Below are 26,504 nucleotides of genomic sequence, written 5' to 3' on the forward strand. Positions count from 1 at the left end.
AAAAATATTCACTTCAAACAACTAAAAATAAAGGGTTTTTGCTTTCCCAGTTGAAATAAATTCCTAAATTTGCACCTCATTAAAAATCAGGTAGTACTAAGTGCTACAAAACAATAGATTAACCATGTCTAGTTCTATTACCGAAGCGAAGATTTTTACATGTTCCCAAAGCAAAGCTTTGGCCGATAAAATAGCCTCGGCTTATGGTGTACCGCTAGGTAATGTGATTACATCGACGTATAGCGATGGAGAGTTTCAACCATCCTATGAAGAGTCGATACGTGGGCGACGAATTTTTATCATTGGATCTACAAATCCAGAGCCTCGTAATCTCATGGAACTATTGTTGATGATTGATGCAGCAAAACGTGCTTCAGCAAGGCATATTACGGCAGTAATGCCATACTTCGGTTGGGCGAGACAAGATCGTAAAGACAAACCTAGAGTACCTATTGCTGCGAAATTGGTTGCTAAAATGCTAGAATCGGCAGGAGCAACCAGAATTATAACTATGGATTTACATGCCGATCAAATCCAAGGGTTCTTTGAAAAACCTGTTGACCATTTATTTGCGTCGACTATATTTTTACCATACCTGCAATCGTTAAACTTAGATAATTTAACAATTGCGTCACCAGATATGGGAGGTTCTAAACGTGCTTATGCGTACTCTAAAGCTTTACAAAGCGATGTAGTAATCTGTTACAAGCAACGTGCAAAAGCCAATGTGATTTCGCACATGGAATTGATTGGTGATGTTCAGGGAAAAAATGTAGTCTTAGTCGATGATATGGTTGACACCGCTGGCACACTAACCAAAGCTGCTGACCTTATGATAGAACGCGGTGCTTTGAGTGTACGTGCCATTTGTACGCATCCTGTATTATCGGGTAGTGCATACGAAAGATTAGAAAATTCTAAGCTTGAAGAGTTGATCGTTACGGATTCGATTCCGTCTAAACCATCGAGTAAGATTAGAGTTTTAAGTTGTGCTGATTTATTTGCTAGTGTAATGTACAATGTGCATCACAACGAATCGATCAGTTCAAAATTTATTATGTAAATAATTAATAATTAATATAAACACGTAATGAAATCAATTACAATCAATGGATCTCAAAGAGAAAGCGTGGGCAAAAAGTCAACAAAAGCCTTACGTAATGCTGGACAGGTTCCTTGCGTATTATACGGAGGAGACAAGCCAGTACATTTCTCTGCACCAGAGTTGGCTTTCTCTAAACTGGTTTATACGCCAAATGCGCATACAGTTGTGATTGCCTTAGATAACGGAACGTCTTTCAATGCAATTATGCAAGACCTTCAGTTTCACCCTGTAACGGATAGAATTCTACACGTAGATTTCTACCAGTTATTCGAAGACAAAGAAATTACTATGGATATTCCTGTACACGTTATAGGAACATCTAAAGGTGTTCTTAACGGAGGTGTTCTAAGACGTAACAAACGTAAATTAAGAATTAAAGCATTACCAGCTAATCTTCCTGATTTTGTAGAAGCTGATATCACTAAACTTAAAATTGGTGGTAAGCTTTATATTACTGAATTAGAAAATGATGCTTACAAGTTCATGCATCCAGACAACACTGTAGTATGTCAAGTAAGACGTTCTAGAGCTGCAATGAATGTTGAAGATGAGGAAGAAGATGAAGATGAAACTACAGAAGCAGCAGCACCAGCTGAAGGTGCAGCACCAGCTGCAGAAGCTGCTCAAGAATAGTTGAGTAAAACATAGTTTTATAAAAAAAGACCTGAATTTTCATTCAGGTCTTTTTTATTTTATAGTGTTCCTCTCAGTTGCTGCTCGCGTTCAATAGATTCGAACAGTGCTTTAAAGTTTCCTGCTCCAAATCCTCTTGCTCCCATTCTCTGTATGATCTCAAAGAACAGTGTTGGTCTGTCTTCAACTGGTCTTGTGAATATTTGAAGTAAATAACCTTCTTCATCTGCATCGATCATAATTCCCAATCCTTTTAAGGTTTCTATATCCTCTTTCAACTCATGATCATGTTCGAGCAAACGCTTTGGTACTGCTTCATAATATGCGTCTGGTGGTGTTGTTAAGAACTCAACACCTCTAGAGCGCATGCCTTCAACAGTTTTGATAATATCATCAGTAGCTACAGCAATGTGCTGCACTCCTGGGCTTTCGTAAAAATCTAGATACTCTTCAATTTGAGATTTCTTTTTACCCTCTGCTGGCTCGTTGATTGGAAATTTAATACGTCCGTTACCGTTACTCATTACCTTACTCATTAAGGCTGAGTACTCCGTATGGATTTGCTTATCATCAAAAGACAGGAAGTTCTCAAAGCCCATCACGTCCTCGTACCACTTTACCCAAGTATTCATTTCTCCCCAACCTACATTACCTACCATGTGGTCTACATACTTTAAGCCAAGTGGTTCTGGGTTATAATCTGATTCCCATTTCACAAAACCAGGCATAAACACACCTTCATAATTTTTGCGCTCAACAAACATATGAACGGTTTCGCCATAGGTATAAATCCCAGCTCGTACTACTTCACCATGTTCATCTGTTTCTACAGTTGGTTCCATGTAGGATTTAGCACCTCTACTGGTTGTTTCTTCATAAGCACTACGTGCATCATCTACCCAAAGTGCTATGACTTTTACACCATCTCCATGTTTTACAATATGATCATTGATTGGATGTTTGGAGTTTAGTGGTGTCGTAAGCACTATTCTAATTTTGTCTTGCTTAACTACATAAGAAACAGTCTCTTTACTTCCTGTTTCTAGTCCTTTGTATGCATAGGATTGAAATCCGAATGCAGTTTTATAAAAATGCGCTGCCTGTTTGGCATTCCCTACATAGAATTCTACATAATCTGTTCCTAAAAGTGGTAAAAAATCTTGAGCGCCTTCAAAGATTTTTTCTAAACCATAGTCTACACTTTTTACTTCTTTTGCCATGATTTATTATTTTATTTAATTGTTTGTTAGTTTGATTTAATTAATTATTCCAACCACGATTGGTGGTAAGTATCATCTGCTATTTCTAGAGCATCTTCTGTAACCTTAAGTGGTTTGAACGTATCTACCATCACAGCCAATTCATCTGTTTTTACTTGCCCGATACTACGTTCTGTAGCACCTGGATGTGGTCCGTGAGGTATTCCTGCTGGATGCAATGAAATATGCCCTGCGTCGATATCGTTTCGGCTCATAAAGTCTCCATCAACATAATACAGTACCTCATCACTATCGATGTTACTATGGTTATAAGGTGCTGGAATTGCTTGCGGATGATAATCGTACAACCTTGGCACAAAACTGCATACTACAAAGGCATCCGTTTCAAAAGTTTGATGTACTGGAGGCGGTTGATGTACACGTCCTGTTATGGGCTCAAAATCATGAATAGAAAAAGCATAAGGATAATTGAATCCATCATAACCTACTACATCAAAAGGATGTGAAGCATAGACCATATCAAAGATTTCATCTTGCTTTTTCACTTTCATTAAGAACTCTCCAGACTCATTGTAAGTCTCTAACTCTTGTGGTTGGCGAATATCACGCTCACAAAATGGTGAATGCTCTAACAATTGTCCAAACCAATTGCGGTAACGCTTCGGTGTGTAAATAGGTCTGTACGATTCTACAATAAACAGGCGATTATCTTCTGTATCGAAATCTATTTTATAGATGATACCTCTAGGTACTAAGAGATAATCTCCATATTTGAAATCTAAGTTTCCCAGTAGCGTTCTTAGCTTCCCTGAACCTTTATGGATGAAAATTAATTCGTCCGCATCTGTATTTTTGAAGAAATAATCTTCAGTAGATTGTTGTGGTGCAGCCAAGATGATATTACAATCACTATTGGTAAGCACTACTTTTCTACTTTTTAAATAATCTTGTTCTGGTTTAACCTGAAATCCTCTAAAGCGATACGATTTCATGTTGTTGCCTATAGCAACCTTCGGAGCAACATTATAACTTCCTCTTATTTCTTTAACCTGTGTTGGTCGTTGCTCGTGATATAAGTTGGAGGACATCCCATCAAAACCAATGGTGCCAAATAATTGCTCGTAATACAAGCTTCCATCTGGTTTTCTAAACTGTGTGTGACGTTTAGGGGGTATTTGTCCTAATTTATGATAAAATGGCATTTTCTTTATGTTTTAAGTTGATACGTAAAAGAGTTTTTCTATACTCAGAACTATAAAGTCCTATAAAGATACAATAATGCCTATTATTCCGGATTTCTCTTCAGAAGAAAATGTAATAGAAGTTTTAAATATTTCCAGAAACTCATCATGCTTCAAAGTTAAGCAATTTGTTTAAAACCAAAACCCAAGATTAAAAAACCAAATGCTTTGTTTGGTTTCGCCAGAAAAAGTCCATTTGGCTTCCAATGGTCCTAAAAACGTTTCTATAGAATATCCCAAGGCATAGCCTGTATAATCTGGTGTGGTAATCCACTCGCCTGTTTCAAAAATATCGCGATCAATATTAGCCAGATTAACACTTGCTATAAGGTGGTGTTTTTTAAATATTTCAAAATCAATATTTGTGTAGGCCTTTACAAAGCTATTGCCTGGTAACGACAGAAAATCGTAGCCATAAAAAGGAATAAAATTATTAATGAGGTTATTACCGTAGCCTCCCAGAACAAAGTCCAAGGACTGTGTATCATCATTACCAATCTTAAACCCTCCTTGGGTTCCAATAGTTGTATGCAGTTTATTGGCAAGCTTAAACGCAAAAGCAAAATCACCTTTTGCAATTGAGAACTGCGAAAACGTATTATTGAAATCTGAAGATGATAGGTACAAATGAAAATCACAATCCACAAAAAACCCTCGCTTTGGAAAATACTTGTCCGTGAAAGAATCTAACTTTAATTGCCCAAAAACACTCAGGAAGTCCGACTTTTCAAATATAGTTTCTCCTTCTTCTGCATCGTCATCCAAAATGGTCTCGGTAGATATTTTTAATCGTTTGTGTTCTGCTCCTAAGGTGAGTAATAAATCTTTTTGTAGTAATGTTTGAAGGAAAAAGCGATTGGTAATATCACTTAGTTCGGTATCAACTTTATTGACTGGTGTGCTTAGAAGCTGTTCGTCACTCAATATTGTACTCGCATTGATGTTCTTATCAAAGTGATTGTATCGAGATGTGAGCCCTACACTCCAATGAAATCCTTTATCAATGTAATATTCAAAGTTATAGCGCACATTATCTCCTACAATAAAATCAAACGTTGCAACATCATTATTAAATAACACATGCTTCCGAGTAAGGTTAATCAAAGCTGCGCTCTTGTATAAGTCATCATAGTGTACACCAAGCTTCAAAAACGTTTTGTTTTGGGTCTCCTCTACTTCTGCTGTAAGCTCATAACCATCACCTAATGGCTCTAGTGTATAATCGAAACGTTCAAAGTTGTTTGTAGCCATAAGATTATTGATGCCTTTGTTGAAATCGTAATAATCCATGGTTTCACCTTTTTTGAGCTTTAGCTTTCCAGTGATATAAGAGTAGGTATAATTTTCGTTGCCTTTAATCGTAAATGCATTGAGCTTTATACTATCTACAGATTGGATTTTTGGCCGCTCAATAGGTGGTGTAATTTGTTTATTTGCAAGCGCTTTTAAAGCTTCTGCTTTCTCAATTGCACCTAGTCTTCCGTTTTCGATAATCTCATTAACGTCTCCAAAGGAAATGACTGTATACTCCGTAATATCTGGTTTTATATAGATATCAGTAATCTTGGACTTTTCTTTCATGTCATTGATAGTCCTGAAGTTATTCACTTGCAACAAAACATCTGTTGCAGATTGAAGTGCTTCTCTATCTCTAAGTCCATCTTGCACATCAACACCTATGATAATATCCATACCTTTTTCTTTCAGCTTATCTATAGGATAATTATTGACAACGCCTCCATCGATAAGGACTTTTCCGTCGATAATTACAGGCTGAAATAGTGACGGAAAGGCACCACTTGCTGAAACTGCTTTGGGTAGATTCCCAGAATCTAAAATAACTTCTTCACCTGTTTCTATATTCGTTGCGATACAAAAGAACGGGATTGGTAATTTACTAAAGTCCTTTACATCATTGACGTGAAGCAAAACTTTAGTTAATAGATTGAAGACATTCTGCCCTCTGGATAAAGATCTTGGTACTTGAATTTCGAAATTATCAAATGGAATGGATACCGCATACTTTTCGGACTGATCCTTTTCATAGAATGTCTTTGCTTCTCTAGGCAGCTTATCATTGATGATCTCTTCAAAATTGGCATTCTTGAAAATAGAGTCTAGTTCTTTACCAGAATAACCAGAAGCATAAAGCGATCCGACGATAGCTCCCATACTTGTACCAGCTATGTAATCGACTTTAATCCCTAAGCTATCGATAACCTTCAACGCGCCTATGTGGGCAAATCCTTTAGCGCCTCCACCACTCAATACCAAGCCTACTTTTGGCTCTTTTGGGTAGTCTTGTGCTTCAATCTTACCAATAAAAACCAACAACAGTAGTATAATGAGTAACTTAACTTTCAATATTCTATTTCTTATGATAATAGTCAAATACTTTTTTTGCTCTAGATTGTCCTACAACTTCAGACAATTCGTCTAACGATGCTTGCGTAATTCGCTTAACGGATTTAAAACGTTTCATCAACTCCACAATGCTTTGCTCGCCAATTCCAGGAATAGTTTCAAGCTCAGTTGTTAATGCGCCTTTGCTTCTACGATTCCTATGATGTTCTATACCAAAACGATGCGCTTCGTTTCTTAATTGTTGGATAATTTTGAGGGTTTCGCTTTTTTTGTCTAAATATAATGGAATTGGATCATCTGGATAAAATAATTCTTCTAAACGTTTCGCAATTCCGACAATGGCAATCTTACCTCTAAGTTCTAAAGCGTCCAAGCTTTTTAATGCTGAAGATAATTGTCCCTTTCCTCCATCAATAATAATGAGTTGAGGCAATGGCTGCTCTTCATCAAGAAGACGTTTGTAACGTCTGTAAACCACTTCTTCCATCGACGCAAAATCGTCTGGACCTTCAACAGTTTTAATATTGAAATGTCTATAGTCTCGCTTGCTTGGTTTTCCATTCTTAAATACCACACAGGCTGCTACAGGATTGGTTCCCTGAATGTTGGAATTATCAAAACACTCTATATGCCTTGGTTCTTCCGAAAGACGCAAATCGGCTTTCATCTGTGCCATTATTCGGTTTGCATGACGATCTGGATCAGTGATTTTTATTTGCTTCAAACGATCCATTCTGTAATAAATCGCATTTCGATGAGACAGTTCTACAATTCGTTTTTTATCGCCCAACTTAGGCACAGTCACTTTAATTGTATCGCCTAAATCGACTTCGAAAGGCACATAGATTTCTTTTGAATTAGATTGAAATCGCTGTCGTATTTCGGTAATTGCCAATTGTAATAATTCTTCATCAGATTCTTGAAGCTTTTTCTTAATCTCCATCGTATGTGATCTGATGATAGAGCCATAAGACAATTGTAAAAAGTTCACATAACCATAGCTTTCATCGCTCGTAATAGAAAACACATCTACGTTGCTGATTTTAGGATTTACTATAGTGGACTTAGCCTGATAATTTTCAAGAATCTCAATCTTTTCCTTTACTTTCTGAGCATCTTCAAACTGCATCTCTTCTGCAAACATTTTCATTTGGTTCTTGAACTGTTGCAGTGAATTTTTGAAGTTCCCCTTCAAGATGTCCTTTATCGATTTGATGTTTTCATGATAGTCAGTTTCAGTTTGAAGTCCTTCACATGGTCCTTTGCAGTTTCCTAAATGGTACTCTAAACAAACTTTGTATTTTCCTGCTTTTATCTTTTCTTCCGAAAGGTCATAATTGCATGTCCTTAACTGGTATAGCCCTTTGATTAGATCTAAAAGTGTCTTTACAGTCTTTACACTTGTATAAGGTCCAAAATATTCAGATCCATCTTTAATAACACGACGGGTAGAAAACACTCTTGGGAATCGTTCTTTCTTGATGCAAATCCAAGGATAGGATTTGTCATCTTTGAGCATCACATTATACCGTGGCTGATACTTTTTAATTAGATTGTTTTCAAGCAATAAGGCATCGGTTTCAGTATCGACAACAATATGTTTTATCGATGCTATTTTCTTAACTAAAACTCGAGTTTTTCCATATTCGTGCTGTTTTGTAAAGTATGAACTAACACGCTTTTTTAAGTTCTTTGCCTTCCCTACATAAAGGATTTTATCGTCTTTATCGTAATACTGATAAACACCAGGTTGATTGGGCAGGGTTTTTATTTGAATATCTAGACTTGAATCGCTCACTAAATCAAAGGTAAATTAAAAGTTTTACCTGCGCTAAAGTTTTAATCGCTTCTCTCTTCTTTAACTTATTTTGCTAACTTTAGCACACAAACATTATACATATAAGTACTTAGATGAATATTGTTATTCTTTCTCGCAACGAGCATTTATATTCCACCAGAAGACTTATTGAAGAAGGTGAAAGCCGAGGTCATGATATTGAAGTTATTGACCCTTTAAAGTGTGACTTAATTATCGAGAAAGAAAAGCCAACCATTTATTATAAAGATCGATATTTAGACTACGTTGATGCGATCATTCCGAGAATTGGTGCCTCAGTAACCTTTTTTGGATGTGCAGTGGTTAGACAGTTCGAAATGATGAATGTCTTTACAACGGTAACTTCGGATGCAATCATTCGATCTAGAGATAAACTGAGAAGTTTTCAGCGTCTTTCTAAGGCTGGTATTGGCATGCCTAAAACCGTTTTCACTAATTACTCTAGAGATGTTGAGGAAGTGATTGAGCGTGTTGGTGGCACTCCTGTAATCATTAAACTTCTTGAAGGTACTCAAGGACTTGGTGTTGTCTTAGCTGAAACCAGGAACGCAGCGGAATCTGTTTTGGAAGCTTTCAACGGATTACAAGCCAGAGCATTGGTACAAGAGTATATCGCAGAAGCTAAAGGGTCTGACCTTAGAGCTCTAATTGTCGATGGACAAGTAGTTGGTGCTATGAAACGCCAAGGAAAAGAAGGTGAGTTTAGGTCTAACTTACACAGAGGAGGCTCTGCAAATTACATCAAGCTTTCTGAAGCTGAATTAAAGCTTGCCATAAAAGCCTCTCGAGCCTTAAAGCTTCCTGTTTGTGGTGTTGATATGTTGCAATCTAATCGTGGCCCACTACTAATGGAAGTTAACTCTACTCCTGGTTTAGAAGGTATAGAAAAGGCTACACAAAAAAATATTGCAAGGGCTATTATTACTTTTATTGAACGAAACAGACGCTAGATGAGTGAGAAAGAAATTCTAGAAATTTTAGGAGAAAAAGTTGCTCTTGGAGAACGGAAGACTGTCAGTTTTAATGTTGCAAAATTACACACACAAAACACTATTGATGTTCCTGTAATTATAGAACGATCAAAGAAGCCTGGACCTACAGTATTGATTACTGCTGGTATTCACGGAGATGAAGTCAACGGAATAGAAATTGTACGACAAATTATTGCTAAGGGAATTAATAAACCTAAAAGAGGTACCATTATTTGTATTCCTGTAATTAATGTTTTTGGGTTTATACAAATGGATCGCGAATTTCCAGATGGTCGTGACCTCAACAGGGTTTTCCCAGGAAGTAAAGAAGGTTCTTTGGCTAGTCGAGTTGCCCATAAGCTCATAAAAGAAATAGTACCTCATGTAGATTTGATAATGGATTTCCATACTGGTGGTGCTGATCGTTTTAACGCTGCTCAGATTCGCATTATTAAAGGCGAAGTTATTCTAGATGAGTTGGCTGAAGTGTTTGGTGCTCCTTTTGTGCTTTACTCAAAAAACCTAAATAAATCTTTCAGGAATACATGCTATAAACTAGGTATTCCGATGTTATTGTTTGAAGGCGGGAAATCTTTTCACATAGACCCAAATGTAACCAATACTGGTGTGAATGGTGCCAAGCGTGTTCTCAATCATTTAGACATGCTGAGCAATAAGTTCAAGGTGTCAAAACCAAAAAAGAAATGTGTTTTTATCTCGAGCAGTAAATGGATTAGAGCCAACCGTTCTGGGATGTTCAAGCCATCCGTCAAGATAAATTCTAGAGTAAAAAAGGGAGATCCTATTGGTAATATTACAGATCCTTATGGTAGTCCAAGCTTTCCTGTAAAGGCACCAAATGATGGCTATATCTTCAATATTAATGAATCACCTATTGTGTATCAAGGCGATGCCATTTTTCATATTTCTACAGCAGTTGAGGCATGACCAAAAGTGAGCTCAGAAAAAAATATAAGGCGCTACGAAAAGAATTCTCTTCGGAAGACATTGAAGACCTTAGCATTGCTATCTCCAATCGTTTATTAGAACTCCCTATTTGGAGTTACAACTACTATCATATTTATCTTCCAATTGTTGAACATAAAGAAGTGAATACTGAATATATTCTGAATATTCTAAACGGAAAAGACAAACATATTGTGGTGTCTAAAAGTAATTTTGAAACCTTGTCAATGAGTCATTACTTGTTGACTGACAATACTATCCTCACAACAAACGAGTATAATATCCCTGAACCGGTAGATGGTATTCCAATAGACAGTCAGCAGCTACAAGTTGTGTTTGTGCCATTGCTTGCATTTGACAACTCTGGAAACCGTGTTGGTTATGGAAAAGGATTTTACGATCGCTTCTTACAACAGTGCAAGCCTGAAACCTTAAAAATTGGATTGTCTTTTTTTGAAGCTGATACCGAAATTGAGGGTGTCGAAAAAAGTGATATCCGATTGGATTATTGTATTACTCCTCTTCGCCTATATACGTTTGAATAATACGCTCTTCAGGCTTTTGAAATACTTTCTTGTTGAAGAAAATAAGGATGCCTATTCCTGTGCTTATAGCAACATCTGCCACATTAAAAACCGGATCGAAAAAACTGAAGTATTCACCTCCAACAAACGGTATCCATTCAGGTAACACGCCATCCCAGATTGGGAAATATAACATGTCTACTACCTTACCATGAAACACACTATCGTAGCCGCCTCCTTGTGGTAAAACTTCAGCAACCATTCCATCACTATGACTAAATAACACGCCATAAAAAACAGAATCAATAATATTACCCAAAGCGCCAGCAAAAATCAACGCTATGGAAAGTATCATGAGTCTGGATCGCTTTTCTCCTATACTCTTGTATAACCAATATCCGATTCCGGTTACGGCAACAATTCTAAATAAGGTAAGTAAAAGCTTAGCTGTTCTGTCCGAAATAAAAGAAACAAAATCACTGATCTTGGTGCCCCAAGCCATACCATCATTTTCTACAAAGTGAATTTGAAACCAGTTAAAAACCAGCTCACTTTCTCCTAAGATAAAGTTTGTCTTGATGTATATTTTGCTGATTTGATCAATCAATAAAATAACAACGATGAAAATGATTGTTTTCTTTAATGACATAAGCGGTTCAAAGCTTCATTTATTCAGGTTTATAATCTAAAGGGAGTGCATCTCCTAAACGCAGACTAGCCATATCGCCTCCAAAAAATACTTTCGGGATTGGGCTATGGTTACCATACTTATCGATATAAAAATAGTCTGACTTCACCTCCATATTAGACTGTAATTTATTATCAAATAGGATTGTAACTATGTTTTTCAGCAGTTTCACTTTTTTCCATTCCGCTCCCTCCACATCACTTATTTCAAACGCTTCCTCTAGCTTATCTATTTTGCGTTTTTTATAAAAAATTTGATACTTCTCTTCTGACAGTGTGTTGTAATATAGGCTTCTCATAAAGTGGTGTACAGACCCTGTATAGACTTTCTTCCGTAGTTTTATAGTCCTCTTCTTTAGATTACCTAAGTCTTTATAAAATGTAGTGCCTGTGTAATACATCGATCTTGTATTGAATATATTCTTGTTGGGATTGACATACCTAAAACTTAATTCAAACTCTACAAGGTCATATTTTACAAGGTATTGCAACTTATTATTCTCTATTTCGAGCGGTCGCTTTACACTAGCGTAAAGCACTTTTTTCTCAGCATCGTATCTCAGAATTATATCATCTTCATTGAGTATTTTACAAGATTCCCCAAACTGAGATTCTCCCAAAAACTCCTTTTTAAACAGTCGCAGTTTTTGCTTTCGTGTAAGACCATCGTCATAATTAATGACCACCTCATCTAGTTTGTCAAAAGCTTCCTTGAGCGTTATCTTAAACTCCTGTCCTGAGTTATAATCGCTAATGATGACATCTTCGTAACCCAAGAATGATATAATTAACGGCGATCTTATCTCATCTAAATATGGTATTGAAAATCGACCTGTTTCGTCAGTCGTGGTTCCGACTGTGGTATTATCAAAATAAATAGATGCACTTTCTATAGGCAATCCTGTTTTATGATCTACAACGGTTCCTGTAATATTTTGGGCAATACTAATCTGAACTAAAAAGAAGAAAAAAAGCGAAAGTCTAATTCCCATTATTGTTAGAGAATTTGCGTTCTAACTCAGCTTGGAACTCTTCCATAACAGGTCTAACGGTACTTTCGGGAAGATCCGCAATCTTTATATACATCAAACCATCCACTGCATTATTGAATAGTGGATCTACATTAAACGCTACAAGCTTAGCGTTTTGCTTGATGTATTTCTTTAGAAGCACAGGTAGTCGCAAAGCTCCTGGCTCTACCTCATCAATAATCTTATCGAATTTATTAAGATCTGCTTCGGTTTCGTCGAACACAAAATCCTTATCAGCATCTTTTAGCTTTACCTTAAATTCCTTTTTCGGATGAACATACTGCGCCACATAAGGATCATAATAATGTGATTTCATGAACTCAATCATCAAACTCTTAGAGAAGTTCGAAAACTGGTTGCTTATACTCACACCGCCTATAAGGTATCGATGTTCTGGGAATCTTAGTGTCGTATGTACAATCCCTTTCCAAAGCAAAAATAGCGGCATTGGCTTTTGTTGATATTCACTAATGATAAAAGCTCTTCCCATCTCTATGGATCGACTCATCATGGTATACAACTCGGGCTCAAACCTGAATAGATCTTGCAAGTAAAACCCATTGATTCCGTAACGCTCGTATATTTTGGAACCGAGTCCCATTCTATAAGCCCCTGCCAATACTTTTTTATCATCGTCCCAAAGGAACATGTGGTGATAGTAGGTATCGAACTTGTCTAAATCTATCGCCTCATTGGTGCCTTCTCCAACTTCTCTGAAGGTTATCTCCCTAAGTCGCCCAATCTCTCTAAGAATATTCGGGATATTTGCCGCAGGTGCTAAATAAACCTCGTAGTTCTTACTCTTTAACAGTCTAAAATCCTCATTACGCAAGGCTTCAACCTCCTTAACCATTAAGCCTGTATCAACAGGCGTAACTATTTTTTTAGGAATCTTAGGGGTTTTTAAAGACGATTGTATATTCTTAAGAATTTTTTCTTTAGGCTCAAAAGCATGAGACAGCATATAGGTTTTCTGCCTTAAGAATGAAGAAAAATCCTGAAGGTCTTTGTGTTCTTGCTGATCTTTTACAGTGATTGGTCTACCAATCCTTACTTTAATCGTTCTACGCTTTTGGGTCAATAATTCTGAAGGTAATTTAGCCGTTCTTAATGTATCACTAACCTTAGAAAGCCTGTAAAACAGTCGGCTATTTTTTGCATGAAAATAAATTGGAACTACTGGAACTTCTGCCTTCTTGATGAGCTTGATTGCAGCTTGCTCCCAAGGTTTATCAACTACTAACTTACCGTCTTTGTATGTAGATACTTCACCTGCCGGAAACACACCAAGCGGATGACCGTCTTTAAGATGAAGCAATGAGTTTTTAAATCCAGCAATGCTCGATTTTACATCCTTTCTGTCTTCAAAAGGATTTACAGGCATTACGTAAGGTTTCAGAGGTTCAATACGATGCAGAAGGAAATTTGCTATAATCTTAAAATCCGCTCGCTGCTCGAGCATTAATTTCAAAAGTAAAATTCCGTCAATTCCACCTAATGGATGGTTGGATATCGTAATATAGGCGCCATCTTTTGGTAAGCGCTTAAGGTCTTCTTCTGGAATTTCAAACTTGATTTGAAAATCATCTAAAAGCGCATTCAAAAAGTCGAGATCAGAAAGGTGTTTGTTTCGCTTATATATCTTATTGATTGTCGAAATCTTTAAAACCTTCATTAGTAACCATCCAAAGAATGTTCCTAAAAACCCATACTTGTCAGCATTAATGGCTTTAGCTACTTCTTTTGCTGATACTAGACCTATGTCCTCCTTTTTTGGCATTTAACAAATGTAGTAAATTGTTTATTGGGTAACGATTTGTACTGTTTCCTGTGTTAATTGTTTCAGTAACACTGTTTTACCAGTTTCAATTGTATCTATCGCTTTTTCGTTATAATGTCTTATTGTATATAGACTCACATTTTCGTGAATTGTTACTTTAAATTTCGCTTTTAAATGCTGAACTAATTGTTCAAGATTATTATATACATTGTCTATACAAACTGAAAAACTAATCGCTGAGTTTTGAATTACATCAACCTTCATCTTATAATGATGCAATAGATTAAAAATATCACTGATGTTTTCTTCTACGATGTATGAAAAATCCAAGGATGATAATGAGATAAGCACCTGATTCTTCTTCACTATAAAGCAAGGCATTTCTGGTTCTATTGCTTTGCCTTTGCTAACGGATGTGCCTTTCCCTTCAGGATTTACAAACGACTTTACATACAACGGAATTTCCTTTCGCTGTAAGGGCTGCAATGTTTTTGGGTGAATTACCGAAGCTCCATAAAACGCTAATTCTATAGCTTCTCTATATGAGATTTGATGTATTAGTTGCGCGTGTTCAAAATAACGTGGGTCGGCATTGAGAACACCTTCTACGTCTTTCCAAATGGTAACACTCTGGGCATTGAGACAATAGGCAAAGATTGCTGCAGTGTAATCACTTCCTTCTCTACCAAGGGTTGTGGTAAAGTTGTTGGCATCACTACCTATAAATCCTTGAGTGATATTTAGTGTATTCTTGTTTAGATTTTTGCTTATCAAAGATTGAGTTGTCTCCCAGTCGACATTTGCTGTTCGGTAATAATTATCTGTTTTGATATATTCTCTAACATCTACCCAATTATTAGTTAATCCAATATGATTGAGGTATTCACTCACTATGGTTGTAGATACTAACTCTCCATAAGAAATGGTCTGGTCGTAAACAAAATTGTAATCTGGTGATTTGTTTCGGTTCAAAAAGCTTTCTAACTCTAAGAATAATTCTCGGACTTTTTTGAACACGACGTGGCTTTCATTCTCAAAAAGATCTAAAAGGATTTGATTATGATACTTAAGGATATCTTGAATTGAACTCTTCAGCTCTGCTTTATTTTCAAAATAATTTTTGATGACATGTTCAAAAGCATTGGTCATTTTGCCCATAGCAGAGACAACAACCAAAGTTTCTTCATACCCAACTTGCTTGAGCACTTTTGCTAAGTTTTTTACACCTTCGGCATCTTTTACAGATGCACCACCAAATTTAAATACCTGCATTTATAGTTTTGATAAATACGTTTCTATTCCTTTTTCGTTGAGCTGTACCACATCCCAATCTCGCATTACTTTTGCGCCCTTATTTTCGTAAAACTGAATTGCTGGTTCATTCCAATCCAGAACTTCCCAACTTATGCGTTTAACCTTTAAACTATGACCATACTTAACAACCTCATCCAGCAATAAAGACCCTATGCCTAAGCCTCTTCGCTCCTCGCTTACTATAAGGTCTTCTAAATGTAATGTTTCACCTTTCCAGGTAGAGTACCTTCCATACACCAAGGCTATACCTTCTACCTTGTTGTCTACTTCAGCAACAAAACAGACAAACTTTGGTTGCGCCCCAAAACCATCGCGTTCTAAGTCTTCTAAAATAAGTTCGGCTTCATGAGGTTCTTTCTCAAATTCTGCCAAGGCCTTAATGAGTTCTAGAACTCTAGGCATATCTTCTATTGTTGCTAAGCGAATATGTGGTTTCATGAAAAATAAGAAAACCCAAAGATAGTCGAAAAGTTGTTTAAAAAACACTATTTATTATCGTTACGAAAACGTTATAGTTTGTTAAAAAATGCGATATTTGTGCCACCATAACCTTACTTTCTATGTCGCAAAAAAATCAAACTCTAGGAGAGTTTATCATTGAAAACCAATCGTCTTTCAAATATACTTCTGGTGAACTTTCTCGACTTATTAATTCTATTCGTTTAGCTGCAAAGGTTGTAAACCATGAGGTTAACAAAGCTGGTTTGGTAGATATTATTGGAGCGGCTGGTGACACTAACATCCAAGGTGAAGATCAACAAAAGTTAGATGTATATGCTAACGATAAATTTATTCAAACCTTAACCAATAGGAATATTGTTTGTGGAATAGCTAGTGAGGAAGAAGATGATTTTATTGCCATAAATAGTCAGGATGAAAACCACCAAAACAAATATGTTGTCTTAATTGATCCTTTGGATGGTTCATCAAACATCGATGTCAATGTTTCTGTGGGAACTATTTTTTCGGTTTACAGGCGTATCACTCCTGTCGGAACTCCTGTGACTATGGCGGACTTTCTTCAGAAAGGAAATCAGCAAGTTGCAGCAGGTTATGTGGTTTATGGAACATCAACAATGTTGGTGTATACTACTGGTGATGGTGTTAATGGGTTTACGCTAAACCCTGCTATTGGAACATTCTATTTATCGCATCCAAATATGCAGTTCCCTGAAACTGGTAAAATCTATTCTGTTAACGAAGGAAATTACATTCACTTTCCGCAAGGTGTAAAAGATTACATTAAGTATTGCCAAATGGAAGAGGGTGACAGACCGTACACAAGTCGTTACATTGGGTCCTTGGTATCAGACTTTCATCGTAATATGATAAAGGGAGGCATCTATATGTATCCTAAGAGTTCTAAAAACTCTGAAGGTAAATTGAGACTGCTTTACGAATGTAATCCAATGGCTTTTCTTGCTGAACAAGCTAACGGAAAGGCGAGTAATGGATTTACAAGAATCCTAGATATACAGCCTTCGGAACTTCATCAACGTGTGCCGTTCTTTTGTGGAAGCCGAAAGATGGTAGAAAAGGCTGAAGAGTTTATGCAAAAAGCTTAACACCAAGTTAAGAAATTCTGCCTTAGATTTGTGTTATGTCTTTTGAGCTTAGCACAATAAACATCTTGAACATCTTTTTGTTTGTGGGTATCATCCATGGCATTATTCTTTCAGGTTTTCTTTTTACAAAAAAACCAATCTTAAAAACCAATGTCATTTTAGGGTTTTGGATATTGTTGTTTGCAATGGCAAACCTTCAGATTGTCATCAATTCATCTCAATTATATAAAGTTTTTGGGCAATCGTTTACATTGTTTCTACCGCTGACGTTCAATCTTTTTTATGGTCCTTTGATTTGGATTTATATAAAGAAGAATACCACTCAACTATAAAATTTCTAAACTTCAATGGCTTCACCTTGTACCAGGATTTTTGGAATTCATTTATTTTATAGCTGTATATGTTCAATCTTTATCTTGGCGCCAAGAGTTTTATGGCATTCACTGGAACTACATTGAACCTACTCTAGAGGTAATTGCCTTAATAAGTTTCATTACGTATTTATATTTCAGTTTGAAGGCTTTAAAGAAATATAAGTTAGAGATCGATCAAAATTATTCGGACACAACAATCGAGAAATACGAATGGTTAAAAAAGTTGTTGATCATTCTTATAATATTTACCATTATTTGGGGAATCCTAACGATAGTCGATGTATTTATTATGGGATATAGCTTGGGTTACATTTATTTTTACCCTTACTATCTTTTCATTGCTTTCATTGGCTATTTTATTAGCTTTTCTTTAGATCACCTAAGCAGGAAAAGAATTCCTATTCATTTTCAAAAAACTACCTCTAAAGCTCTTATCTCAGAAGAAAAGACAAAAACTGTTCTGGATAATCTTGATAGGTTAATGAGAGAAGAAAAGCTTTACTTGAAAGGAGATCTCAGGTCAAAAGATGTGTCCGATAAGCTTGGTATTACTGTACAAACCCTCTCTTATGCTATAAATAAGGGGCTTAAAAACTCTTTTAATGATTATATAAATAAGCTTAGAGTTCTTCACGTAAAAGAGCGACTAGAGGCTGGAGATTTGGAAAAGAAAAACCTTGCAGGCATTGCAAAAGAGTCTGGTTTTAATTCTGAATCTTCATTCTACAGAATCTTCAAAAAAGTAGCTGGAGTTACACCAAAAGAGTATCTCAAATGATACTTTAGGAGTCTTTTCATTTGATTTACATAGACTTACCGATATACATTGCAATCAAAATTTTAGTCATGAATGTAAAAGTCTTTGTTATCCTTGTCTTTTTTGTGTCTCAATGTATTGCACAACAATTCAATCCTCCAATTCCAGATAACTATCGTATAGCATATATTTCATACTCTGGCGAAACACCAGACATCTTTATGATGAATCCAAATGTTATGAAATCAGCCCAACTAACAGATTCTGAAATGAGCAATAGTTTTCCGCAAGATTTTGGTGATGGTCAAACACTTTTATTTACAAAATCAAAGACAGGTAATGGTGCTGGTGGTAAGCTCTACACGCTAAATATTTTTAGCAAGGTAGAAACGCCTTATAACCCAAGTCCAATAACTACGAATGCAAAGCAAGAACGCAAAAACAAACAAGGTACGCATATTGCCTATACAAAAGAGGTTGACAATTTTAGGGAATTGTTTGTTTATGATATTAGCACCAAAAAACATGTCCAGGTAAGCCAGAACAAGGCAAACAACAATCCTGCCCAAATAGAAATGTCTTTTTGGTCTTTTGATGGAAATCAAGTGGCCTATTTAAGCGGAAAAGACTATTACAATTTATACTTAAGGGTATACAACCTAACATCTCAAAAAACGACAACAGTGACACCTAAAGGATTCATGTTTGCTGGACTGGTTTGGTTAAAAGACAATAGCTCTTTTGTCATTAATATAGCAAGACGCAATGAGTTTAGTTACGAATTATTCGGGATTAATCTTGATGGGTCCAACTTTAAGCAGTTAACAAACGATCCCAGTAAAGGAAACATACACCCAGACATTTCACCAGATGGTAATTGGATCGTTTTCGAAAGCGGCCGAGGTGATGAAAGCAATAATATCTACTTAATGCGTCCAGATGGTAGCAATCAGATAAAGCTCACCTCTGGTAAAGCATATCATGGAAGACCTGCTTGGTTTGAAATGAAATAAAAAAAGCGAATCTAGAAATAGATTCGCTTTTATATTGTAACGCTAAACTAGGTTAGCGATTCATATTCTTGATTTCTTCTATAAAAGTATCAATGTCTACACCATGACTTACTAGAGTCAAGGCTTTATCTACAACATACTTTACATTTTCTGGAGTAAACCCAAGACCTATTGCAATCTTACGCAATACAAATTCTTCATGATCGCCTTTAATGTGATCTACATAAACCATTCTTGCCAAATCGTACAGACGTTCTAGTCTTCTATTGTACATAATTGGTGGGTTGATAGGATGTGAATTATAATCCTTTAGAATTTGTTTATAATCGTCTTCTGTAATATCTAAATTTCTAGCTAAACGGTCCAAAAATGTTTTCTCTTCATCAGAAATCTTACCATCATCCATTGCCACTCTTACAATAGCTGCAAAGTGATCTTGGTTACGTTTTTTAAACCCGCTATCAAATAAATCTGAAATTGACATAAGTTGTTTGTTTTTAGTGGCGCAAATATAGTTTAAAGCTAAGCTTTATAAAATGAAAATCTGTCTTTTTTTTACTTAATTAAGCATATATTAAGGGTGTGAAAACAGTCCTCTTTAATAAACAAAAATATAACCATCCTTTACTGATGGATTTCTTCAATTTAGAAGATTTTAAAGCGCAATTATTCACCAAAGAACTATACACAACAAATTTCTTCGAAGTTTTAATTTTTTTTGAAGCCGAAGGCCACGTTTTAGTTGGTGATAAAAACATAAATCTCGCCTCTGGTACTTTTATATTCACTTCGCCTTATCAAAGAAGGCAATGGTTTGTAGATTTAGAAAAAACTGAAGGCTACGCGCTAATTTTTGAAAAAGATTTCCTTGGTCATTTCTTTTCAGATGAATTGTTTGTATACCGTCTTCAATACTTTTATAATAATACTGTAAGCCCAATTTTAACGACCAGAGAAAGGTTGTTTTCTTTTGAACATGACATTTTTGAAGAGCTACTAAGCGAAATCAACAATTATCAAAATGATTCTTCACACATCCTACGGTCACTTTTGTATTATATCCTTATCAAATTGAATAGGCATTTTTGTGAATTTCACACTCTAGAAAATGAAACACACCTCAACAATCACGCCTATTTATTTAAGGAATCTCTTGAGCAGAACTACAAAACACATCAGCAAGTCAATGATTATGCATCGTTATTGAAAATCAGCCGGATAACACTGAACAACTCCGTCAAAAAACAATTTGGTATTACTGCTACAGATATGATTAAGGAACGTATTGTTTCTGAAATAAAAAACGAGTTGCTATATTCTACAAAGACCATTTCAGAAATAGCTTATGAGCTAAACTTTTCTGAACCGAACAACATGATTCGATTGTTCAAAAATAAAACTAACTCTTCTCCTGCTCAATTTAGACTGTCTTATCAAATTGATAGTTAATCACTTTGTTTTGATAACTCCTCCTTACTGTTTTAGTAATTCCTTTGCATTATAAAATTTACTCGCAGAGAATAACTAACTCAAAGACAATACATATGAAATCAATATTCAAAAAAATCACACTTGGTCTTATCACAAGCTTAGTAATAATGGCTTGTAAAAACGAAACAAAAGAAAACACTCCAATAGAATCACAAAACACTAAAGAAATGACAACAGAAGCAAAAACACCTGATTACAAAGAGATTGCCATAAAGGCACAAGATGCATTCTTTAAGGCTTACAGTGAAGAAGGCGTAAACAAATATTTCGCTCAAGATTACATTCAACATAACCCACATGTCCCTACTGGTATAGAGCCTGTACTTGGTTTTTTACCTGCATTAAAGGAAGCTAATACTACCTACAAAACGCACCGCTTACTACAAGATGGTAATTACATTATTTTTCATAATACTTATGACAATGCTGAAGCCTTTGGTGCAAAAGAAATCGTAGCTTTCGATGTTTGGCGAATGGAAGACGGCAAAGTTGCTGAGCATTGGGATAATATTACTCCAAAAGTAAATGAAACTGCAAGCGGTCGTTCACAAGTAGATGGTCCAACGGAAATTAAAGATCTAGATAAAACAGAAGCTAACAAAACACTCGTACAAAACTTAATGGACGATGTATTCTTCGGAAAAGCTCCAGAAAAGATTACAGAATACATAAGCATAGAACAGTACGATCAGCACAATCCTATGGTTAAAGACGGTTTAAGTGGTTTGAATGAAGCACTAATGGCTTTGGCAGAAGCTAACAACCCTTTCATCTATAAGAAAGTTCATAAAGTTTTAGGAGAAGGCAATTTTGTATTGACGATGAGTGAAGGAGAATGGAACCAAAAACCAACAGCATTCTATGATTTATTTAGAGTTGAAAATGGAAAAATTGTAGAACACTGGGATGTTATCCAAGAGATTCCTTCAGAAATGGCTCATGACAATGGCAAGTTTTAATTAACTAAACAAGGTCAACATACTAATATAAAAGCCGCCTTTTTAAAGATGGCTTTTGTATTTTTAAGAACTCAGGTTTAGAAAAATAATGCAGCACTTCAAAACTATAGAGGCCTATTGCAAGGCTATAAATATCCCAAACTCAAAGCATCCTTACTTTGATATTCGCTCTTTTGAAGAAAACATGCCTACTGTGGTACACAACATGGAACCTTTTAAGCATGAGTTCTTTGCTGTGGCTATAAAAGTTGAAGGTTCTGGCAAGGCTATTTCCGGACATCACTCCAATTTCCCAGAAGGCGCAACAGTGTTTTTCAATTCTCCTTTTCAAATTATTTCCTGGGATATTTTGCCAGATTGGGAAGGATATTACATCATATTTTCCAAAGAGTTTATTTCTCAGTCCAAGTATCTTACGCATTTATTACAAGACTTTCCGTACTTAAAAATTGATAAAGCCATACCTTTTGAGGTGCAACCTCACGAAGTTTCTAAACTTCTGCAGATTTACGAATCCATTTATGAAGAACAACAAAATCTCAAAAAAGACTCCATTGCAATTATAGAAGCACATGTTTTAGTACTACTCAATTTTGTGAAGCGCTTTTTTGAAGCTCAGGTCAGCAAGGAAGATGCTACCGCAGAATTCCGAAAAGCAGACATTTCTTTATTGTCTAGATTTCAAACATTAATTGAGACCAGCTTCTATACCGCGAACTCCAATAAAACACATTCGCCAAGCTATTATGCTCAACAATTGGCCGTACATCCCAATCATTTGAATGCTATCGTAAAGCAAATTACAGGGCATACAGCCAAAGCACATATACATAATCATCTTGTTAGAATGGCTAAGTCTCACTTGCTTCAAACGGAAATGAGCATCAAGGAAATTGCGTATTCCTTACAGTTTGATTCTCCGAATAACTTCAGTAGTTTCTTCAAAAAACAAACAGGGCAAACGCCTAATTCCTTTAGAAAAAACAAATAACCTTTGATTTTTATACTTCTTGATTTGATTCCATAAACTTTTCGCGCTTAAGCTATCGCATCTTTGTATTATAAAACACGGTAGACGATGAAAACTTTATTTATAACCGTATTAATGACCACTTCATTAATAGTAAATGGACAGAACATGAAAGACAAGATCAGCATCCAAGAAACCATAAGCAAGATGTTTGTCAATTCGGACCAAAGAAACTGGGAAGACGTAGAAGCACAATTTGCAAAAAATGTAATGCTAGACTACTCATCAATGACAGGAAACCCAGCTACAACAGTAACTCCAAAAGACATCACTAATGCATGGAAAACTGTATTACCAGGCTTTACATTCACACATCATCAAATTGGGAACTTTATTACAGAAGTGAGTGGTGTTAAAGCACATAGTTTTTGCTACGGAACAGCGACTCATTATTTAGAAGACGATAAGGGCAATATCTGGACTGTGGTTGGAAGTTATGATTTTGAGTTAGAACAATCTGGAAACGATTGGAAAATTACCACAATGACCTTCAACTACAAATACCAGGATGGTAATGCCAAGTTGATTGAAAAAGCGATAGAAAACGTAAAAACTAATTAAAATGAAACAACTAATAATCCTCCTTTGTATAGGATTAACATATTCATGTAATAACACTATGAACACTACAATAGCAACTCAAAACAAAGCCTCGGTTACCTCTTTTTTTAAAGCCTTAGAGGAAGAGAATGTAGACAATTTACTTCAATTGTTTGCTGATGATGCAAAACACATCAACCCTTATCATTCAGGTATTTTTCCTGAAGGAGCAGAAGGCAAGGAGGCGATTAGAGCCTATTGGGCTCCAGTATTTCCAAACTTTGATGGGATGTCTTTCCCTATTGAAGAACTCTATGCTATGGAGGATCCAAGCCTAGTTTTTGTGAAATATTCAGGACACATCAAATTAAAAGATGGCGCAGGGACTTATAGCAATAACTACTACTCTACTTTTAAGTTTGATGACAATGGGAAAATTATAGAATACGTAGAACTATTCAACCCGATTACAGCTGCTCGCGGCTTTGGACTATTAGATAAAATCAAGTAATATGAAAAAACTATTTATCCTCTCTGCAATTGTACTGATGAGTGCTTGCGGAAATTCAGAAAAAAAGAAAGAAGAACAAACACAGCAAAAAGAACCTAAAAATACAGAAGCAATCATGAAAACAGTAAACTTTAAAAGTGAAGGCCTTAACCTTGTCGGTAATCTCTATTATCCGCCAAATTTTGAAGAAGGCAAGGCATATCCAACAATAGTATGCTCCGGAAGTTGGACCACAGTGAAAGAACAAATGGCTGGCTTATATGCCAAACGATTTGCTGAAAATGGATTTATCACTTTGGCATTCGATTTTAGAAATTATGGCGACAGTGAAGGCGTACCAAGAGCTTGGGAAAACCCAATGATGAAGATTCAGGATATCAAAAATGCAGTAGCCTATTTAAAATCACTTCCTGAGGTTGATGGTAATAACATTGGTGCCTTTGGTGTCTGTGCAGGATCTATGTATACTTTAATGGCAGCTTCAGAAGACAACGATATTAAAGCAGTAGCCACGACTGCTTCTTGGTTACACGATGCCGAAGCTGTAAAACTATTTTATGGTGGTGAAGAAGGTGTACAACAACGCAAGGATGCAGCCCAAGCTGCAAAAAAGAAATATGCCGAGACTGGTGAATTTACCTATATCAAAACAATTTCAACGGACGACCCAACAGCAGCTATGTATGGTAACTTTGATTATTATCTCAATCCAGAGCGCGGTGCTATTCCACAATGGAGTGCCGATCAATTTGCTGTAGCGACGTGGGAAGATTGGTTAAATCTAGACCCATTTCCTTCAGCTGCAAAATTAGACAAGCCATTATTTATGGTACACAGTGATGGTTGTGTGTTACCAGACTACACCAAAAAATATTTTGAAGCTGTTCCCTCTAAGAAGAAGGAATTGGTTTGGGTAGATACGGATTTGGCATCGCCTATGCATCAATTCGCTTTCTATGACCAAAAAGATGAAGTGGATTTAGCAGTCGAAAAAACCAGTTCGTTTTTCCATAAGAATTTATAGAACTTGAAAATAAAGAAGGAGAATCAATGATTCTCCTTCTTTATTTAATCTAATACATTTTGTTTAGATAAGATTATCTTTGATAAACCTACAACTAGAACTGTGTTATTAACTAAACCAATAGATCAATAATGTTCCAGACAAAATTCTTTTCTTCAAAAAATTTATTAAACTGGAATATTCAATACAATCTTGATTTAAATAATGCATCTCTAAAAAAGGGAGAATTATTACTAGAGGCAGGTCAGCGATGTGATTATTTTTATTTTGTCTTAAAGGGCTTTCTACGTGTTTACTATCTTGACATTGAAGGTAATGAAATCACTCACTGGTTTTCTTCAAAAGAATCTACTGTCACCTCACCTTTTAGTTACTTTAAAAAGGAAGAGAATATTCTTTTTATCGAGGCATTAGAAGATACTGATGTCTTACTTATTTCTGCTAATCAGTTAAATACTATTATTGAAAATGTGCCATCTGCTAGTAAAGAAGCAAGAGTATTACTTGCAGAATTTGCAATGACATTTAGTAGGAGAATAATGGATATTCATACTAAAACTGCAGAATCTAGATACTTAAAACTAATGACTGACTATCCAGCCATTTTTCAAAAAGCCAAACTTTCACATATTGCATCTTTCCTGGGAATTACTCAACAGAGTTTGAGTAGAATTAGAAAAAATATTTGATACATCGTTTTTTACCATAGGGTAAATTTTTCATCATTCTCGCCTAATAATTTTGTGGTATAGTTTTTAAACATAATCATATCACAATGAAAACAACAGCATTAATTACAGGAGCAGCAAGCGGTATAGGAAAAGAATTTTCTAGAATTCACGCTTCAAAAGGTGGCAACATTGTTGCCGTTGACATGAACGCTGAAGGTTTAAAAAGCCTAAAAAGCGAATTAGAAAAAGAACATGGTATAGAAGTTTATATTATTGTTAAAAATCTTACCCAGTTATCTGCACCAAAAGAAATCTATGATGAAGTAAAAAATCAGGGTATAGAAGTTAATTACCTAATTAACAACGCAGGTTTTGGTGGTGTAGGTGCTTTTCATGAGAGAGATTGGGATATAGATTTAGCCATGATTCAGGTAAATGTTTTAGCACTCACTGCATTAACAAGACAATTTTTACCAGATTTTATTGCTCGCGATTCTGGGAAAATCCTCAATGTATCATCTACGGTTAGTTTAATCCCTGGTCCTTTTCAGGCAGTATATTTTGCAACTAAGGCATTTGTCACCTCTTTTAATAGATCAATTCACGGTGAATTAAGCGACACTAATGTTTCCTCTACCGCAGTGCTTCCAGGTGCTACAAAAACTGCATTTGGCGACCACTCTGGAATGAATAAAACAGCCATTTACAAAAAACCTGCTAGTGCTGCCGAAGTAGCTTTACAAGGATATAATGCTATGGAAAAAGGAGAAGTGGAAGTTATCGCTGGACTAAATTTTAACCAAAGACTAGAACTTAAGCTTGTACCTTTTTTATCGGCAAAATCTCTAATTAATAGAATTAAAAAAGAATCAGCAGTTAATTAATTATACACATCA

Annotated in this window: 27 protein-coding genes; 17 read left to right on the top strand and 10 right to left on the bottom strand. The window is 35.9% G+C overall.

Going from position 1 to position 26,504, the window contains the following annotated elements:
• The first annotated feature begins 124 nt into the window (after window positions 1–124).
• Both NCE97_RS00810 and NCE97_RS00815 read left to right on the top strand, forming a co-directional pair.
• The gene (locus NCE97_RS00810; RefSeq protein ID WP_353776965.1) at window positions 125–1,063 is read left to right on the top strand and encodes a ribose-phosphate pyrophosphokinase; all 939 of its coding nucleotides are present in this window, start codon (window positions 125–127) and stop codon (window positions 1,061–1,063) included.
• A gap of 27 nt (window positions 1,064–1,090) precedes the next feature.
• Window positions 1,091–1,738: a 50S ribosomal protein L25/general stress protein Ctc gene (locus tag NCE97_RS00815; protein ID WP_353776966.1), complete on the top strand. Its 648-nt coding sequence runs from the start codon at window positions 1,091–1,093 to the stop codon at window positions 1,736–1,738.
• A 59-nt stretch (window positions 1,739–1,797) separates the two neighbouring features.
• Here NCE97_RS00815 and hppD read toward each other — a convergent pair whose 3' ends face one another.
• The 4 genes from hppD to uvrC all read right to left on the bottom strand — a co-directional run bounded on the left by hppD (window position 1,798) and on the right by uvrC (window position 8,361).
• Window positions 1,798–2,958 (bottom strand): 4-hydroxyphenylpyruvate dioxygenase, encoded by a 1,161-nt coding sequence (gene hppD / locus NCE97_RS00820; RefSeq protein ID WP_353776967.1) that lies wholly within the window; start codon window positions 2,956–2,958, stop codon window positions 1,798–1,800.
• Window positions 2,959–3,002: 44 nt separating this feature from the next.
• Window positions 3,003–4,160 (bottom strand): homogentisate 1,2-dioxygenase, encoded by a 1,158-nt coding sequence (locus NCE97_RS00825; protein WP_353776968.1) that lies wholly within the window; start codon window positions 4,158–4,160, stop codon window positions 3,003–3,005.
• A 171-nt stretch (window positions 4,161–4,331) separates the two neighbouring features.
• A complete protein-coding gene (locus NCE97_RS00830; protein WP_353776969.1) occupies window positions 4,332–6,563 on the bottom strand; it encodes a patatin-like phospholipase family protein in 2,232 nt (743 codons plus the stop codon).
• A 4-nt stretch (window positions 6,564–6,567) separates the two neighbouring features.
• Window positions 6,568–8,361: an excinuclease ABC subunit UvrC gene (gene uvrC, locus NCE97_RS00835; RefSeq protein WP_353776970.1), complete on the bottom strand. Its 1,794-nt coding sequence runs from the start codon at window positions 8,359–8,361 to the stop codon at window positions 6,568–6,570.
• A 113-nt stretch (window positions 8,362–8,474) separates the two neighbouring features.
• Between uvrC and rimK the strand changes: the two genes are divergently transcribed.
• The 3 genes from rimK to NCE97_RS00850 are packed head-to-tail and all read left to right on the top strand — an operon-like array spanning window position 8,475 to window position 10,882.
• A complete protein-coding gene (gene rimK, locus NCE97_RS00840; RefSeq protein ID WP_353776971.1) occupies window positions 8,475–9,350 on the top strand; it encodes a 30S ribosomal protein S6--L-glutamate ligase in 876 nt (291 codons plus the stop codon).
• Window positions 9,351–10,319 (top strand): succinylglutamate desuccinylase/aspartoacylase family protein, encoded by a 969-nt coding sequence (locus tag NCE97_RS00845; RefSeq protein WP_353776972.1) that lies wholly within the window; start codon window positions 9,351–9,353, stop codon window positions 10,317–10,319.
• On the top strand, window positions 10,316–10,882 hold the full coding sequence (locus NCE97_RS00850; protein ID WP_353776973.1) for a 5-formyltetrahydrofolate cyclo-ligase: 567 nt from the start codon (window positions 10,316–10,318) through the stop codon (window positions 10,880–10,882). Before NCE97_RS00845 ends, NCE97_RS00850 begins: the two co-directional genes overlap by 4 nt.
• Here NCE97_RS00850 and NCE97_RS00855 read toward each other — a convergent pair.
• The 5 genes from NCE97_RS00855 to NCE97_RS00875 are packed head-to-tail and all read right to left on the bottom strand — an operon-like array spanning window position 10,851 to window position 16,111.
• On the bottom strand, window positions 10,851–11,510 hold the full coding sequence (locus NCE97_RS00855) for a lipoprotein signal peptidase (RefSeq protein WP_353776974.1): 660 nt from the start codon (window positions 11,508–11,510) through the stop codon (window positions 10,851–10,853). The two genes, NCE97_RS00850 and NCE97_RS00855, sit on opposite strands and share 32 nt — an antisense overlap.
• 19 nt (window positions 11,511–11,529) lie before the next feature.
• Window positions 11,530–12,540, bottom strand: coding sequence for a carboxypeptidase-like regulatory domain-containing protein (locus NCE97_RS00860; RefSeq protein WP_353776975.1), 1,011 nt, complete (start codon window positions 12,538–12,540; stop codon window positions 11,530–11,532).
• Window positions 12,530–14,359: a GNAT family N-acyltransferase gene (locus NCE97_RS00865; protein ID WP_353776976.1), complete on the bottom strand. Its 1,830-nt coding sequence runs from the start codon at window positions 14,357–14,359 to the stop codon at window positions 12,530–12,532. Before NCE97_RS00865 ends, NCE97_RS00860 begins: the two co-directional genes overlap by 11 nt.
• Window positions 14,360–14,380: 21 nt before the next feature.
• Window positions 14,381–15,631: an aspartate kinase gene (locus tag NCE97_RS00870; protein WP_353776977.1), complete on the bottom strand. Its 1,251-nt coding sequence runs from the start codon at window positions 15,629–15,631 to the stop codon at window positions 14,381–14,383.
• Window positions 15,632–16,111 (bottom strand): GNAT family N-acetyltransferase, encoded by a 480-nt coding sequence (locus tag NCE97_RS00875; protein WP_353776978.1) that lies wholly within the window; start codon window positions 16,109–16,111, stop codon window positions 15,632–15,634. It abuts the gene before it with no gap.
• A gap of 122 nt (window positions 16,112–16,233) precedes the next feature.
• Between NCE97_RS00875 and fbp the strand changes: the two genes are divergently transcribed.
• The 4 genes from fbp to NCE97_RS00895 all read left to right on the top strand — a co-directional run bounded on the left by fbp (window position 16,234) and on the right by NCE97_RS00895 (window position 19,382).
• Complete coding sequence (gene fbp, locus NCE97_RS00880; protein WP_353776979.1) at window positions 16,234–17,238, top strand: class 1 fructose-bisphosphatase; 1,005 nt, start codon at window positions 16,234–16,236, stop codon at window positions 17,236–17,238.
• Between the two features lie 35 nt (window positions 17,239–17,273).
• Window positions 17,274–17,570, top strand: coding sequence for a hypothetical protein (locus NCE97_RS00885; protein WP_353776980.1), 297 nt, complete (start codon window positions 17,274–17,276; stop codon window positions 17,568–17,570).
• Window positions 17,571–17,610: 40 nt separating this feature from the next.
• Window positions 17,611–18,390 (top strand): helix-turn-helix domain-containing protein, encoded by a 780-nt coding sequence (locus tag NCE97_RS00890; protein ID WP_353776981.1) that lies wholly within the window; start codon window positions 17,611–17,613, stop codon window positions 18,388–18,390.
• 68 nt (window positions 18,391–18,458) lie between these two features.
• Window positions 18,459–19,382, top strand: a complete 924-nt coding sequence (locus NCE97_RS00895) for a TolB family protein (RefSeq protein WP_353776982.1) — start codon at window positions 18,459–18,461, stop codon at window positions 19,380–19,382.
• Between the two features lie 52 nt (window positions 19,383–19,434).
• Here NCE97_RS00895 and NCE97_RS00900 read toward each other — a convergent pair whose 3' ends face one another.
• A complete protein-coding gene (locus tag NCE97_RS00900) occupies window positions 19,435–19,866 on the bottom strand; it encodes a tellurite resistance TerB family protein (protein WP_353776983.1) in 432 nt (143 codons plus the stop codon).
• A gap of 146 nt (window positions 19,867–20,012) precedes the next feature.
• Between NCE97_RS00900 and NCE97_RS00905 the strand changes: the two genes are divergently transcribed.
• The 8 genes from NCE97_RS00905 (at window position 20,013) to NCE97_RS00940 (ending at window position 26,492) form a co-directional block, all read left to right on the top strand.
• Complete coding sequence (locus NCE97_RS00905) at window positions 20,013–20,831, top strand: helix-turn-helix domain-containing protein (protein WP_353776984.1); 819 nt, start codon at window positions 20,013–20,015, stop codon at window positions 20,829–20,831.
• A gap of 95 nt (window positions 20,832–20,926) precedes the next feature.
• Window positions 20,927–21,832: a nuclear transport factor 2 family protein gene (locus tag NCE97_RS00910; RefSeq protein ID WP_353776985.1), complete on the top strand. Its 906-nt coding sequence runs from the start codon at window positions 20,927–20,929 to the stop codon at window positions 21,830–21,832.
• Window positions 21,833–21,920: 88 nt separating this feature from the next.
• The gene (locus tag NCE97_RS00915; RefSeq protein ID WP_353776986.1) at window positions 21,921–22,823 is read left to right on the top strand and encodes a helix-turn-helix domain-containing protein; all 903 of its coding nucleotides are present in this window, start codon (window positions 21,921–21,923) and stop codon (window positions 22,821–22,823) included.
• A gap of 87 nt (window positions 22,824–22,910) precedes the next feature.
• The gene (locus NCE97_RS00920; RefSeq protein ID WP_353776987.1) at window positions 22,911–23,423 is read left to right on the top strand and encodes a nuclear transport factor 2 family protein; all 513 of its coding nucleotides are present in this window, start codon (window positions 22,911–22,913) and stop codon (window positions 23,421–23,423) included.
• A gap of 1 nt (window position 23,424) precedes the next feature.
• Window positions 23,425–23,913 (top strand): nuclear transport factor 2 family protein, encoded by a 489-nt coding sequence (locus tag NCE97_RS00925; RefSeq protein WP_353776988.1) that lies wholly within the window; start codon window positions 23,425–23,427, stop codon window positions 23,911–23,913.
• 1 nt (window position 23,914) lies between these two features.
• Entirely contained in the window at window positions 23,915–24,937 is a 1,023-nt protein-coding gene (locus NCE97_RS00930; protein WP_353776989.1) for an alpha/beta hydrolase, read from the top strand.
• 131 nt (window positions 24,938–25,068) lie between these two features.
• Window positions 25,069–25,626, top strand: coding sequence for a Crp/Fnr family transcriptional regulator (locus NCE97_RS00935; RefSeq protein WP_353776990.1), 558 nt, complete (start codon window positions 25,069–25,071; stop codon window positions 25,624–25,626).
• 86 nt (window positions 25,627–25,712) lie between these two features.
• Window positions 25,713–26,492 (top strand): SDR family NAD(P)-dependent oxidoreductase, encoded by a 780-nt coding sequence (locus tag NCE97_RS00940; RefSeq protein ID WP_353776991.1) that lies wholly within the window; start codon window positions 25,713–25,715, stop codon window positions 26,490–26,492.
• The last annotated feature ends 12 nt before the right edge of the window (window positions 26,493–26,504 follow it).

It is taken from the genome of Winogradskyella sp. 3972H.M.0a.05 (genome assembly GCF_040493455.1).
Lineage (GTDB): Bacteria > Bacteroidota > Bacteroidia > Flavobacteriales > Flavobacteriaceae > Microcosmobacter.

Excerpts from the sequence above, each read along its gene's own strand:
- NCE97_RS00810 (WP_353776965.1), top strand. The coding sequence starts at position 125 with ATGTCTAGTTCTATTACCGAAGCGAAGATTTTTACATGTTCCCAAAGC.
- NCE97_RS00815 (WP_353776966.1), top strand. The coding sequence starts at position 1,091 with ATGAAATCAATTACAATCAATGGATCTCAAAGAGAAAGCGTGGGCAAA.
- hppD (WP_353776967.1), bottom strand. The coding sequence starts at position 2,958 with ATGGCAAAAGAAGTAAAAAGTGTAGACTATGGTTTAGAAAAAATCTTT.
- NCE97_RS00825 (WP_353776968.1), bottom strand. The coding sequence starts at position 4,160 with ATGCCATTTTATCATAAATTAGGACAAATACCCCCTAAACGTCACACA.
- rimK (WP_353776971.1), top strand. The coding sequence starts at position 8,475 with ATGAATATTGTTATTCTTTCTCGCAACGAGCATTTATATTCCACCAGA.
- NCE97_RS00845 (WP_353776972.1), top strand. The coding sequence starts at position 9,351 with ATGAGTGAGAAAGAAATTCTAGAAATTTTAGGAGAAAAAGTTGCTCTT.
- NCE97_RS00850 (WP_353776973.1), top strand. The coding sequence starts at position 10,316 with ATGACCAAAAGTGAGCTCAGAAAAAAATATAAGGCGCTACGAAAAGAA.
- NCE97_RS00855 (WP_353776974.1), bottom strand. The coding sequence starts at position 11,510 with ATGTCATTAAAGAAAACAATCATTTTCATCGTTGTTATTTTATTGATT.
- NCE97_RS00860 (WP_353776975.1), bottom strand. The coding sequence starts at position 12,540 with ATGGGAATTAGACTTTCGCTTTTTTTCTTCTTTTTAGTTCAGATTAGT.
- NCE97_RS00865 (WP_353776976.1), bottom strand. The coding sequence starts at position 14,359 with ATGCCAAAAAAGGAGGACATAGGTCTAGTATCAGCAAAAGAAGTAGCT.
- NCE97_RS00870 (WP_353776977.1), bottom strand. The coding sequence starts at position 15,631 with ATGCAGGTATTTAAATTTGGTGGTGCATCTGTAAAAGATGCCGAAGGT.
- NCE97_RS00875 (WP_353776978.1), bottom strand. The coding sequence starts at position 16,111 with ATGAAACCACATATTCGCTTAGCAACAATAGAAGATATGCCTAGAGTT.
- fbp (WP_353776979.1), top strand. The coding sequence starts at position 16,234 with ATGTCGCAAAAAAATCAAACTCTAGGAGAGTTTATCATTGAAAACCAA.
- NCE97_RS00885 (WP_353776980.1), top strand. The coding sequence starts at position 17,274 with ATGTCTTTTGAGCTTAGCACAATAAACATCTTGAACATCTTTTTGTTT.
- NCE97_RS00895 (WP_353776982.1), top strand. The coding sequence starts at position 18,459 with ATGAATGTAAAAGTCTTTGTTATCCTTGTCTTTTTTGTGTCTCAATGT.
- NCE97_RS00900 (WP_353776983.1), bottom strand. The coding sequence starts at position 19,866 with ATGTCAATTTCAGATTTATTTGATAGCGGGTTTAAAAAACGTAACCAA.
- NCE97_RS00905 (WP_353776984.1), top strand. The coding sequence starts at position 20,013 with ATGGATTTCTTCAATTTAGAAGATTTTAAAGCGCAATTATTCACCAAA.
- NCE97_RS00910 (WP_353776985.1), top strand. The coding sequence starts at position 20,927 with ATGAAATCAATATTCAAAAAAATCACACTTGGTCTTATCACAAGCTTA.
- NCE97_RS00915 (WP_353776986.1), top strand. The coding sequence starts at position 21,921 with ATGCAGCACTTCAAAACTATAGAGGCCTATTGCAAGGCTATAAATATC.
- NCE97_RS00920 (WP_353776987.1), top strand. The coding sequence starts at position 22,911 with ATGAAAACTTTATTTATAACCGTATTAATGACCACTTCATTAATAGTA.
- NCE97_RS00925 (WP_353776988.1), top strand. The coding sequence starts at position 23,425 with ATGAAACAACTAATAATCCTCCTTTGTATAGGATTAACATATTCATGT.
- NCE97_RS00930 (WP_353776989.1), top strand. The coding sequence starts at position 23,915 with ATGAAAAAACTATTTATCCTCTCTGCAATTGTACTGATGAGTGCTTGC.
- NCE97_RS00935 (WP_353776990.1), top strand. The coding sequence starts at position 25,069 with ATGTTCCAGACAAAATTCTTTTCTTCAAAAAATTTATTAAACTGGAAT.
- NCE97_RS00940 (WP_353776991.1), top strand. The coding sequence starts at position 25,713 with ATGAAAACAACAGCATTAATTACAGGAGCAGCAAGCGGTATAGGAAAA.